This window comes from Microbulbifer sp. YPW16, from assembly GCF_021290385.1.
Lineage (GTDB): Bacteria > Pseudomonadota > Gammaproteobacteria > Pseudomonadales > Cellvibrionaceae > Microbulbifer > Microbulbifer zhoushanensis.
In genome coordinates this window covers 2764732-2777419 of record NZ_CP089928.1, presented here as the reverse complement: position 1 = coordinate 2777419, position 12688 = coordinate 2764732, and the positions used below count along the sequence as shown (strand labels likewise).

Sequence of the window (12688 nt, the reverse complement as noted above, 5' to 3'; positions counted from 1 at the left end):
GATTACAACCTCGCCATATTGGCCACCGGCATGCCCTCGCGCATTCGCTGGGTGCCCTCGGTCACAACCGACATCCCCTCGGGCAGGTCGGAATCCACCAGGATGGCACCCTGCAGCCGCTGCACCACCGTGGCCGGCACGCGGCGCACCTTGCCACTGCCGTCCACGGCCCAGACAAAGGCGCCATCATTGCCCCACTGCAGCGCCACTTCCGGTACCACCGGGTAACGGCCCGCCGCCAGCTTCAGGGTTACCCGGAAGCTCATGCCCGGGCGCAGCCGGTCGTCGCCGTTATCAACCCGCGCCCGCACCGTGAAGGTGCGGGTCTGCGGGCTCACCCGGCTGTCGATATCGATCACCTCACCCTGGTGGCCGGGGTCGCCGTTGGACCAGGCGGATACCGAGATCGGCTGCCCCTCGTCGATCTGGCCGTGAAACAACTCGGGCACCTGGAAAGTCACCAGCAGCGTGCTGCGGTCATCGATGGTGGTGATCTCTGTGGAGGGATCGACCCGCGCACCGGGGTCGATGTTGCTAATGCCGATATAGCCGTCGAAGGGCGCCTCGATCGAGCGATGGTCCAGCGCCACTTCGGCCCGGTCCAGGTTCAGCCGGGCGCGCTCGACTGCACTGCGGGCATCGTCCACGGCGTTCTCGGTCACCGCGCCGGAGTCCCGGGTGCGCTGGTAGCGGCTGTACAGCCGTTTGGCATCTTCCAGTGCCACCCGCGCGAGCTGCACCGCCAGGCGCTGGTCGCGCTGGTCCAGCTGCACGATGGTCTGGCCCGCCGCGACCCGGTCGCCGGCCTTGAGGCTCACCTCCACCACCTCACCACTCACTTCCGGGTACAGGGTGACACTCTTGTCCGCACGGGAGGTACCAACGGCCTCGACCCGGACCAGCCGCGGCTGCCATGCCACGGTTTCCGTCACCACCGGCTGGGCCCGGGGCTGCTCCCGCTCCCCGGGAGACTCGGCAGCCGGTTCGCACCCGGTCAGCAGGGTGATAGCCAGTAATGCAACACCGGTGGCAACGCCCCGCTGGCGGCAGAAGCGTCCTCGTTGGACAGTTTTCAAGTTAGCTCCACAGAAGTTTTTTGATTATCAGTCAATGAGAAGTCCAGACTACTGCGAAATATTCCCGATTTCACTAATTCGGCCGCCCCGGCCATGCAGCTGCCCTCTCCCTTCCCTACGCTGAACGCGCCCGGATGGGTTAAGTCCCCTTACCTGCGCGTGCGCAACCCCCAATGCGAACCGGTCACCGGAGCAAAGCCGATGGAAGACTCTGCATTGGGGGTATTGTGAAACTCCTACACTGTTACATGGTGCATGTTGAAGCGCCAACGGGCGACACACCGCAGGAAGGCAATGACAAACGGATTGCGGGCTGTGATTCACTGCGAGCGCGGTCCGCATTAACAGTCATCTGCTTCTTCAGCCTCTGCGTACATAGAAGTTGGAATTCCCGGGACCACCTCTGCTTATGAAACAACCAGCCGTACTTTCACTGCTGTTCTCGTTGCTCGCATCCGCGACTGCCAGCGCAGCCGATATTAATGTTCGCATGCAAAACCTGCCGCCAGAGGGAGTGGTCGTACTGCAGGTTTACGATGACCCGGATGCTTTTGGTGATTTCCGGCGTCCCGCGCGCGAGGTGCGCTATGACATCCAGCCCGGGCAGAATTACGTGATTCCCGATGCCCCTGCCGGCGAGGTCGCGGTGCTCGTGTACCTCGACTCGAACAATAACCGGGCGCTTGACCGCAACTTTATCGGCATCCCCCGGGAGCGCATCGGCCTGTCCAACAACTACCAGCCCAAGGGCCCCCCCAGCTTCCAGCAGGCAAGTTTCTACGTAGCGCAGGACCGGCCCAACGAAGTCAAAATCGAGCTATACGAGATTCTCGGCGAGTCAGGCCAGTGGGGCGTGGGCCTGGGCGTGATCACCCGCAGCAGCCCGTATGTGGGTTCCGACACCACTGTGGTGCAGCCGATTCCCGCCATCACCTATTTCGGTGACCGGTTACAGTGGATAGGCCCGGCGCTGCGTTACGGCATCCTGGGCAGCGACACCCTGCGCCTGGCAATCACGGCGACTTATCGTGTCGGTGCCTACGAAGAGGACGACTCCGACTTCCTGGAGGGCCTGGGCGATCGCGACAGCACGCTGATGGCGGGCCTGGGCCTGGTTTACGAGGGCCCCAACGGTTTCGAGTTCGACCTGGGTTATGAGCACGATGTGCTGGACCAGATCGGCGGTGGCAGTGCAGTGGCGCGGGTATCCCGCGGTTTCCAGTTCGGCAAGCTGCGCCTGTCACCGGAACTGGGCGTCAACTGGCTGAGCAGCGACCTGGCCGACTATGACTTTGGTGTTCCCGTTTCCGCGGCTACGCCGGCCCGCCCGGCTTACAACGTGGGCGACACCGTCACCGTCGAGGTTGGCCTTGGCGGCCTGTATGAGATTACCGAAAACTGGCGGGTGATACTCAGTGTCGGCGTGGAAGACCTGGGCAGTGACATCACCGACAGCCCGATTGTCGACGATGACCGTGTGATCAAGGGCTTTGGTGCCGTCACTTACGCTTTTTAACGCCGGGAACACGGGCCCACAGTAGCTTCAGCATGCCCCGGGGAACCCGGGGCATGCTTGCAGGTTTTCCCTCTCCCGCTTTTATCCTCGCCTGCGCAGCCAACGATGAGGGGCATAACAGTCGCTCTCCTCGGCCTTTGCCCGATCCCGGGCAAGTTGCGCCTGGCAGCGACCGGGCGATTAATACTAATTTCGCGTCCACAACAATAAGACCAGGCACCGCCTGGAATGCCCGATCACCCCGAACAGCGAAGCGCTTCCCGAAGCAGGGGTTCACCCGGACCAGTATCAGAACCGATACTGCAATGTAATTTCGGTAAACCCGATATCCTCGGACGGCCCGGCTTCACGCAGGAACTTTTCCGGATTGCCATGGGTGTAAATCGCGGTAAATGCCAGCCCGCGGCGGAACGTGTATTCGGCAGTCAGTGACAGCGCGGTGAACGCAAAATGGTTGTCACTGCCGTTGGGCCCCCGGACTATCTGCCCGCTGGGGCTGTAGAGCCCGTCTTCCTTCTCCAGGCGCCAGAAAAGGTTCAGGTCAGTTGTAAACGCCAGTTTCTCTGAAGGCTGTAGGTAGAGAAACACGTGAAAGTTATAAAAGTTGCGCGGACCAAAAACCGCAGCTTCGGAAAAGTAGTTCCCCCGGGGATAGAGCGGATTGAAGGTGCCCAGGTCATCGTCGTCCGGGTCGCTGTCACCACTGGCAACATTAATGCTCAGCTTCAGTGCCGGCTGCAGGTGAACGGCTTGCCATCGGCGTGTCGTTTCGGTCGCCAGGGTCCAGGCGCTGATATCTCCCTGACCAAAGTGCCCAAACTGGTAGAGCGCCTCCCAGTTCCAGCGCCAGTTGCCTGCCTCGCCCCAGTAACGGGCGCCAAGGGAATGGCGATCCTCATGCGCAGTCCCCTGCACGTAGGTGGAGCCCTCATTTTCGTACCCCAGGTAGTAGAGATCCAGGTCACCCGGGAAGGGCAACGGCTGCTGTAATACGCTGTAGATGCCCCACAGCGCCTGGTTGTTATTGCTATCGTCATCAAAAACACCCCGCAGGTCCCGGCGGGGTCGAGCAGCCAGCAGGTCGATACGCCAGCGGCTGTCGATGACGAACCCCCTGCCACCGTCGAAGGTTCGCCGGACGTTCGGTCCCTCGCGGACATCAACAAGCCGACCAGAGCCCAATACCATCTCCTGCCGGCCGAGGCGCAGTGTGGCTTCACGGCCGGCGCGGGTCTCCCGCCCCAGTTCCAGGAATGCGTTCTGCCACTCCAGCTCGTCTTCATCCACGGGGCTCGGGCCGGCGGCGCGACCGGCTTCCAGCGCGCTGGTGAGCTGGCCGAAGAAGCGCAGGTGTCGATTCCAGTGCAGGTCGCCGAGCAGTGAATAGCGCTGGAGCCAGACGCCATGCTTGTCCTGCTCGTCCTCACCGAAGGTGGGGTTGTCGGTGTACTCGTAGCGCTGTCGCACCTCGCCGCCGATGGTCAGGTAGCGGCCGGAGCGATTTCCAAGCGGGATATACTTCCAGCAGTCCGGCCAGCAGGATGCGGGCGGCCTATTCGCCAGTTCGGAATAGTCCTCCTGGTAGCGTAATTTTTCTATCGGGGGCAGGCCACTGGAATCCGCCATTCCCCCCACGCTCAACAGCAGGGAAATGGTAGCGAATCCGGTGGATAGAAAGTGCATCTTCCCGGAACTACGCATCCGCGCCAGCTCTGTAGGATGGGTGCAAAGCGAATGTTCGTCGGCGGCGCTGGACTATCAGCTAGCGCCTCTCCATGCTGTTCACCGGTGACCACTCGGGCAGGGCTTTTGTCGGCGGCTGGTGGTATTCCGGGAACGCCTCGGAGGCGTACCGAACTTCACCATTGACTGCGGTCAGGTCGGCCCGGGTATCCAGCAGCTTGCGCTCGTCCACCTCGAATATATCCTGATCGAGGATGGCAAAATCGGCCACCATTCCCGGCGCGATATCCCCCTTGCTGTCCTCCTCACCGGAGAACCAGGCGGACCCTCTGGTAAACAGCTTCAGTGCCGTCTTGCGGTCCAGGCGATTGTCCTTACCGTATAACTCGGTTCCGCCAACAGTTCGGCCGGAAACAACCCAGTAGTAGGTCACCCAGGGGTTGAAGCTGGCCACACGGGTGCCGTCGGTGCCAAGCCCCACCGGGATACCCATCTCCAGCATCTTGCGGATCGGCGGCGCGCGACCTGCGGCTTCTTTGCCGTAGCGGTCAATGAAGTACTCCCCGGCAAAGGCCATACGGCCCTGTACCGCGACCCCGCCACCAAGGGCCTTGATCCGCTCGAGGTTCTTGTCCGAGACGGTCTCCGCATGGTCGATGGCCCAGCGGACCTTGTTGAGTGGCTGGGTCTTGTTCACCTTCTCCAGCACGTTGAGAATATGGCCAATGGATTCGTCGTAGGTAGCGTGGAGCCTGAATGGCCAACCCTGCTTTACGTGCAGACGCACCACCGCCTCCAGCTCCTCTTCCGCGTTCTCCTTCAGGTCCGGCCGCGCCGAGGTGAAGTTCTCATAGTCAGCCGCGGACCAGACCAGGAACTCACCGCCACCCTCTACCACATAGCCATTTTCGTGGCCGCTGTGAAGGTTCTGGTCGTGATCGTAATTGGCCATCCACTTTTTGAACTGCGCCAGTTCCTTGCCGGGCTCCTGGGGGAACAGGTAAGCAGAGATCCGCACGGGTAGCTCCCCATCTTTTGCCATTTTGGTGGAGGCTTTATAGTCATCCGGGAACTGGTGGCCGCCTCCCCCTGCATCCACCGAGCTTGTCTCGCCCAGGCTGAGCAGGTGGCGATAAAACTGGACCGAGGAATTGTATTGCTGCTCCGCATTCAGTGCTGGCAGTGCACCAATGGTCCGGTAGAGGATCATCGGGTTGGGATCAGCGATGAGTCTCCCGGTGGGGTTACCCTGGTCGTCCCGCTCATAGCGGCTTCCCTCGGGGGCCACACTGTCGCGGTTGACGCCCAGGGCTTTCATACCCGCCTTGTTGAGAATCCCACCGGAGTACAGGAAAAGCACAAATACCGGGGTATCAGGCGCAGCCTGGTTAATCTCCGCCACTGTGGGCATGCGCTTTTCCCTGAACTGGTAGGGGGACCAGCCGCCGATCACCCGCACCCACTGGCCTTCCGGGGTACGCCTGGCCTGTTCGCTGATCATCTCCAGCCCTTCTTCCAGGCTTTCCACGCCCTCCCAGCGGGTCTCGGTGTTGTAAAAACGCCCACCCCTGACGGCGTGCACATGGGAGTCGTTGAGTCCCGGGATTACGCGGCGCCCACCGGCATCAATGACCTTTGTGTCCTTGCCCTTCTTTGCCAGCAGTTCGTCGGCATTTTCACTGACTTCAGTGAAGACACCATCCTTGACAGCAAAGGCGGTGAGGTTGTCGCCACCACTGAAGCTTGTCACCTTCGCGTTGGTGACAATCAGGTCGGGCGCACCCAGCGTCGTACCCGCATAGCCCGCGCAAATTGCCAGCAGAAAGTAAGCTACCGATTTCACGATATTTGTCTCCGTCGCGCCAGGACAGCGTTACCAGGCCATTGCCACAAGCGGTGCCAACCATGCCCCGGTTACACCACTCCAAAGCCCGCTATTTCGGGGGCTCGAGGCAAGCAGGATAAATTCACCTCGCCACAAGGATCCTCTACTTTCCTGAACCCGCCCTGTCATAGCTGGTCATCAGGTTGCGATAATCCGGGATATGGTTGCTAAACAGTGTGGCAAGACCTTCTACATCGTTGCGCCAGTCCCGGTGTAATTCACAGGCGAGGCCGAACCATGTCATCAGTTGCGCACCGGCCTGCGTCATCCGGTTCCACGCCGAGTGGCGAGTCAGCTCGTTAAAGGTCCCCGACGCATCTGTCACAACAAACACCTCGAATCCCTCCTCAATCGCGGACAATGCCGGAAACGCCACACAGACTTCGGTGACAATTCCCGCAATGATCAGCTGCTTCTTGCCCGTGGCTTTTACAGCCTTGACGAAGTCCTCATTGTCCCAGGCATTGATCTGGCCCGGCCTGGCAATAAATGGCGCGCCGGGAAATTTCTCTTTCAGTTCTGGGACCAGGGGACCATTCGGCCCATCCTCAAAGCTTGTCGTCAAAATTGCCGGCAGTTTGAAGTATTCTGTCAGGTCGGCAAGGGCCAGCACATTGTTCTTGAACATGTCAGGTTCGATGTCACGCACCAGTGACATCAGGCCGGACTGGTGATCTACAAGGAGAACAGCTGCATCATTCTTATCGAGCTTTACGTAAGGCTTGTTCATGTTCGAATTCCACTGGCTTTCGTGATGCTCACATACTAGCCGAGGTTCTTTCGAACAGTGCTTTAGCCGGCACAGTTTTCAGCACTAGGGATAGCTTTAATTCACTCAGTCTGGCAGCGATTATTTCGCCTCCTATTCCGGTTAATCGGCACGCCATTCGGTATCGACTGGCAATCCCAACAGCGCGCTCTTTGAGAGAAAACGGTGCCACTGAGCTTCTTTGAATGTATCGGGACCTACGCAAGTGCATATCCAACGCCAACAGATCGACTCTTGTCATAACGGCAAGGATGAGCTCTCGGTCGAGCAGATAGTTAATCTTAGGTGGGAAACTGCCCCGGAGACTAACCGAAAAAGTTTGGGGCATGACGCACTTAATACTGGACCTACTTTCTTTAAGCCGTGTTCGGCGCCATCCCCTCGGAGCCTGGGTTATTAACGCCCAGTATAGGCTGGTAATCTGCTACCACTTTCGGAGACACTTTATGTCTGTCAGCTTTCATACTCTGATGGTGATCGACAACCGAGAGTGAAGTGAAGCGGAGTGCAGGACATCGCAGGCCACGCTTTTTTGCGGGCGAATGCTGCGCCTTGTTATGCGTGCCGCACCCAACCGAGGCTGAGCACATAACGTGTACCTGAAACCACCCTTGATACTGAATGCTCTGACAGGTCTGGACGGAAGTACTTTACCCTCGAATTCTCAAAAATTGGCGAATCACACAGAAACTCACCACCAGAATTTGCCTTTTTTATAACTACATTCAATCGGTAGTGGCTACCTGAACTAACCCTATCCTTATGGGGTGGAATTTCTGCACCTTCTCTGAATCTCAGAAGATAACAATCAAAAGGCATTGGCCATTTCGAACCGAGCACGAAAAGCTTTTCATAGCCGGTATTCTGCCTACCTTTTTCCCATCTCCACAACTTCAATTTATACGCTCTCAATATTTCAGTTACTCAAGCGCATAACGCCCGTGTTTAGCAGCCCCGTGTAGCGCAGCGAAATGGGCGTCCGGTGTAGGGCCCCAGGCCCGAAATGTACTACAACTATTTGTTAAAGGCTTTTGAACAAAGCACTCGGTAGTCACTACAACAGCGACGATATTGTCTGGAAGACGCTCACAACTGTCAGGAATCCGCCAATGAAGATCAGTCGTCTTTGAGAGAGATCGATACCCTGAATCAGAACAAAGGTTCCGACCGCGCCGCTGAAAAAGCCTCCGCTGAATTGGGAACCACCGACTGCATAAACAAACACCAAGTAAATTACCGCCAGCAGATAAAGCAATACTCGTAACGGCTTGAACTCAAAACGCTTGTAGTAGGCTTGGTCTTCTGGGGAAAGGTCTTCCTTGTTCACCGAAGGTTCCCTTTAGCTTTTAACGCTGAAGCACCGGCGGCCGCTTTGCGGCCGTCCGAGTGCCATGACTTGTTATGCCTTTATACTTTTGATTGTTTGGATGTCGGAGTGCTCCACTACCGTCCACTCACCGCTATTCCGGAACAATCTTTTACCGAGCCTCGAATAATCAGTCACATCCTGATCGAGACGTTGCCCAATAACCAAACAAACGAGGGGCTCGACACCATCGTTGAACATATCGTGTGCCTTACCATTGATGGGGCAGCCGATGAAATCACCAGCGTTCCCTCGTTGCCGCTCATACCCCAAAGTCGCCACACCACTACCAGACAAAATGAAAATGCACTCTTCTTCATAATGATGAACATGGTACTCCGTCGAGTAGTGGCCAGCGGGAACAGAGACTTGGTGCACGCCCATCTTCTGGAGTCCGACCGCATCACCCAGAGATTTATTGATTCTGACACCCTCGGGATACAAAAAGTGCTGTTTCTCGACACCCTCAAGCTGTTCAATTTCTCTCGCCGATAGGTACATGATTTCCATATCTCCCTTGGGCATAACGTCCGGTTTAGGGGCGGCTGGAGCGTAGTGTAAGCTGTCCCAGCCGCGCTTTTCGCGGCGCCCACAACCGCTTGTTATGCATTATTCAAACATGACGCCCCAATACTCACAACGACCTCCAATATGTGCGGCTTTCTTAGTTGATTCTTCTAAGGTCGAGATAACGAACTCATAGGTCAATTTATTCGTCAACTGGAATTGGGCGTAACCAATTCCCTCTCCAAGTTCAATATCCTCTTCATCTGGATCGATAAATACTACACCCGCAAAGCTTTCAGAAATAAAGTTCTTTTCGTCTTTGCTTAGTGGCCAATGCTCAAATTCGAGCTGAAAGTCTATTTCCACCTCTTGGCTGAAATCAAAACCTTCTTTTTCTATCGATCTAAAAACATCTCCATGTACATCATTTGGCCAACTCATTATTTTCTCCTTATTGATGCATAACGAGCCTGTAGAAAAACAGGATGACAACCTGATATCCCATCGGCTCTCTTTCTTATAAGTTTAATGATCACGATTTAAACACATCCGTTTTACATAATCACTCATTGCACGTATTAAGGGCCTCTTTTGCGCAGACGAGTGTGGATATCCCTGTGAATCAGTGGATCGCCCCGTATCTCATCAACTTCTCAATGTTATGCACCAGGCAGAACATACGCCATTGCCCCTGGACCTTCTCACGACCACGTAAAGAGAAACGGCCTAGCCGTTTATTGGTACCAATATTACCGAACACCGGCTCTACCACCGACATCCGGTGACTATAGATCGTCTTTCCCGCGATACTGTCGACGCGCTTTTTCATCCAGTCGGTCGCCGTGCGGCCATTGGTCCAGGTGGTGGACACCTGCCGGCCGTGGCCGTCGCGGGTATCGGCAGAACCGGGGTTGCGCATGCACTGGTGTTTGAGGTGACAGTGGCGGCAGTCAGTCAGGCGGCCCTCAAAGAACAGCTTGCGCTTGCCCTCACTGACTTGCTCCTCCCTGTAGAGAAGCAGTTCTTTACCGGCTGGGCAGATACAGGTCTTGCGGCGCTTATCGAAGGTGAATTCCCTGGCAGGAATCACCTGCTTGACGCCCACCAGGGTATCGCGATGACGCTTGCCATACTTTTCTTTTTGTTTGGCGAACGCCTTGTCCCGCGAGCGGAACTGGTTGTCGGGGATATAGGCGTTGATGCCTTCCTCTTTCAGATAGGCATTATTGCCCTCGTTGGAGAAACCAGTATCGGCGGTCACGATGGTGCCATCGGCGAGGATGTCCGGATGGATGCCGGCTTTCCGGTAGTGTGCGGTGAGACCATCCAGCATGGGCTTGAGCGTATGGTATTCCTGGCCCTCGCCGAAAGCCTGCGCCTCGACAATGATCTGGTGTTTCTTGTCCACTGCGGCGACACCGTTGTACCCCTGGATGGTGCCCTTGCTGGTGGTCATCTTGGCCGACTCATTGTCGGTGATATTACTTTTGACTTCTTTCGGGGTCTTGCCTTGCCCCATCCTTGGGGCTTGCGTCTTTAGGAACTTGTCTATCTTCTCGAAGTGCTGCTTGAGCGTATCCGTCGCCTGCGCCAGTCGCTGCTTGCGCTCCCGCTCGGCGGGCTTGCGGCCATCCAGCTTCTTGTGTTCCTTGATGCAGTGCCGGATCTTCTTGCGGATCTTGGCCTGCTTTTGCTCGAGTTCCTTGAATGTACCGGAGTGCTCCTTACTGGCATTCGACGGCATCTTGCAACCATCAATCGCAAACAGCTCGTTGCCCAGCAGTCCCTCCTGGTCACATACCATCAGTACCTGCTCAAAGATCGACTCGATCGCATCCGGGTAACTGCTGACAAAGCTGGCGATACTGGTGAAGTGCGGCACTGAATCGCAGGAAAGCGCCTTGAAGATGATATTGTGCTCACATTGCCACTGGATCTCGCGGCTGGAGGTGATGCCCTTGGAGTATGCGAACAGGATGATCTTTAACAGAATGGCGGGATCGTAAGCCGATCGACCACCGGCGTCATTCTGGTACTTTTCGTAGAAGGCAGACAGGTCGATATGGTCATCGATCAGGTGGTGGAGGGTAAATTCGAAGGTATTCGGCTGCAATTGCTCTTCGAAATTGATCACAACCATCGCGTCCTGGTTGTAATTGTACCGCTTGAAGTTTGGCATGGCGGGATTCCCCTTTTCGACCTGCCAATTCTATCAAAAAACACTATATTTTAAGAGTTTTTCTACAGCCAGAACGCCCACAGCAGCGGCGCGCGTTAGCGCGTCCAGCCCGAAGGGCGATGCTGCCTTTGCTTGTTATATTTTTTGCACAAACTTTGTATAGCACTCGGTACACAGCCAAGTGCTACCCCCATAAAAATACCCCGTTGACTCCTCCTCATTATCAGAGGCGAAGATAGTCCAGTAGCAAATAAGACAATGCTCATGATCGTCTGTGATGTCATATTTTTTTAAGAGCCACTCTTGCTGCCTAGCCCACTCAACATTGTCTTGAATGTCGGCAATTTTCCATTGCTCTCCGTGTATCTCTATTAGCTCAGTCATCTCTTAAGAAATATAACGCCCGCAGCAAGGGCGGCCGGAGCGTAGCGTAGGCCGTCCCGCGGAAGCCCGTAGGGCTGGAGCATATTGCCTGCGATTGTTATGCAGGTTTTTCACTCAACACTCCATTTTCGTACTTCCATACCCGACTGACATTTGGTTCACGGGTAGGGAATGAGAACATTAGACCATTCTCGCTTTCCGAAATTTTTGGAGTATCACTGCACGTGCCAAACTCTTCTGTAAGACTATTCTTATCCTTACTCGGGTCTAAAATTCTAAAAAATGCTGGACAGCCGCTGCCGCCAGTAGTTACCTGAACAATCAGATACTCTTTATTTCCCCAAAAGTATGAATCGTTACTTTCGTTAAACATAAAACTCAAGATTTGCCCATCGTCCTTTAGCGCAGATTCACCATTCACCAAAATCTCATAGGTCCAACTATCTGGATCACTCAAAAGCTTTACGTCAACTTTGTTCGATTTTATGTGTAATTCCTCAGAATAAGCTGAAGAACTAATTAGCGACACAAAAACTAACACCACGGCAAGTAAATTTTTCATTATCTTTCCTTTTGCATAACGCTCGCAGCACAGGCCGGAAAACCGCGTAGCGGTTTGGAGGTCCAGGCCACGAAGTGGCCGATTGTTCCTGCGCTTGTTATTGTGATGGGTTGGCACTCAATATTTCTCTCGCTCTGGATGAACAGTTTTCTGACATACAAATGGAGAGTATTTTCTCGTTCATCCCAATTTTTCTCTCCAGCGCAATTTTTGCCATTTCAATCTCCCCGCTTTCCAACAGAGAAAGAATCCTGTTATTCAGAGTTTGCGATTTGGCTAAATCACCATAGCTAATGTCATACGCTTTCATCTGAGATCGAGCTTGTATGATATTCAAAGCTACGGATAAGGATAAAAGTAACCCAAGTGTAATAGTTACGTACTTTTTCATTGGTACAGGTTGATCACATTAACGAACAGCCAACGAGTCCTGCGCTTTTTGCAGGAACTCGTTCGGCGTCTTGTTAGATTTAAGCCAGATAGAACTGTAAAGCATTGTGGTTCACCTCTGGGTAAAATTGCCACTGCTTAAGCAAGGCCTATCGAACTGTGTGGAAGTGAAGTTACTACTGGAAGGGATAGTAGATGCAGCAAAATGCCTTGCCGTGAAGTGAGGCTTACGTCCGCAACCACTCGTGCTTGCGAGCGGAAGCAACGCTTCACGGTAACATAGAAAATTTTTGCTCGTCATCTTCCTTTTAGAAGTAATTCCACTGGCCCAGTTAATTTATATTTCGTTACTGTATTTCTATACAGGTGTT

General features: G+C 55.1%; 11 protein-coding genes. 1 reads left to right on the top strand and 10 read right to left on the bottom strand.

Features of this window, described 5'->3' with window-relative positions:
• Positions 1–2: 2 nt before the first annotated feature.
• Positions 3–1076, bottom strand: coding sequence for an efflux RND transporter periplasmic adaptor subunit (locus tag LVE68_RS11975; protein WP_232940638.1), 1074 nt, complete (start codon positions 1074–1076; stop codon positions 3–5).
• Positions 1077–1485: 409 nt separating this feature from the next.
• Here LVE68_RS11975 and LVE68_RS11970 point away from each other — a divergent pair, with 409 nt between their 5' ends.
• On the top strand, positions 1486–2592 hold the full coding sequence (locus tag LVE68_RS11970; protein WP_232940637.1) for a MipA/OmpV family protein: 1107 nt from the start codon (positions 1486–1488) through the stop codon (positions 2590–2592).
• Between the two features lie 288 nt (positions 2593–2880).
• On the opposite strand, the gene LVE68_RS11965 is transcribed toward LVE68_RS11970, so the two are convergent.
• The 9 genes from LVE68_RS11965 to LVE68_RS11925 all read right to left on the bottom strand — a co-directional run bounded on the left by LVE68_RS11965 (position 2881) and on the right by LVE68_RS11925 (position 12318).
• Positions 2881–4293 (bottom strand): alginate export family protein, encoded by a 1413-nt coding sequence (locus tag LVE68_RS11965; RefSeq protein WP_232940636.1) that lies wholly within the window; start codon positions 4291–4293, stop codon positions 2881–2883.
• A 61-nt stretch (positions 4294–4354) separates the two neighbouring features.
• Positions 4355–6118, bottom strand: coding sequence for an amidohydrolase (locus LVE68_RS11960; protein ID WP_232940635.1), 1764 nt, complete (start codon positions 6116–6118; stop codon positions 4355–4357).
• Between the two features lie 145 nt (positions 6119–6263).
• Positions 6264–6890, bottom strand: coding sequence for an isochorismate family cysteine hydrolase YcaC (gene ycaC, locus LVE68_RS11955; RefSeq protein WP_232940634.1), 627 nt, complete (start codon positions 6888–6890; stop codon positions 6264–6266).
• A gap of 1093 nt (positions 6891–7983) precedes the next feature.
• Positions 7984–8256 carry a hypothetical protein gene (locus tag LVE68_RS11950; protein ID WP_232940633.1) on the bottom strand — a complete coding sequence of 91 codons (273 nt, stop codon included), beginning with the start codon at positions 8254–8256 and terminating at the stop codon, positions 7984–7986.
• Positions 8257–8328: 72 nt separating this feature from the next.
• Positions 8329–8805 carry a cupin domain-containing protein gene (locus LVE68_RS11945; RefSeq protein ID WP_232940632.1) on the bottom strand — a complete coding sequence of 159 codons (477 nt, stop codon included), beginning with the start codon at positions 8803–8805 and terminating at the stop codon, positions 8329–8331.
• 99 nt (positions 8806–8904) lie between these two features.
• On the bottom strand, positions 8905–9243 hold the full coding sequence (locus LVE68_RS11940) for a ribonuclease E inhibitor RraB (protein ID WP_232940631.1): 339 nt from the start codon (positions 9241–9243) through the stop codon (positions 8905–8907).
• A 181-nt stretch (positions 9244–9424) separates the two neighbouring features.
• Positions 9425–10981 (bottom strand): transposase, encoded by a 1557-nt coding sequence (locus LVE68_RS11935; protein ID WP_232940126.1) that lies wholly within the window; start codon positions 10979–10981, stop codon positions 9425–9427.
• A gap of 481 nt (positions 10982–11462) precedes the next feature.
• Positions 11463–11927, bottom strand: a complete 465-nt coding sequence (locus LVE68_RS11930; protein ID WP_232940630.1) for a hypothetical protein — start codon at positions 11925–11927, stop codon at positions 11463–11465.
• Positions 11928–12024: 97 nt separating this feature from the next.
• Positions 12025–12318: a hypothetical protein gene (locus LVE68_RS11925; RefSeq protein WP_232940629.1), complete on the bottom strand. Its 294-nt coding sequence runs from the start codon at positions 12316–12318 to the stop codon at positions 12025–12027.
• Positions 12319–12688 lie beyond the last annotated feature (370 nt).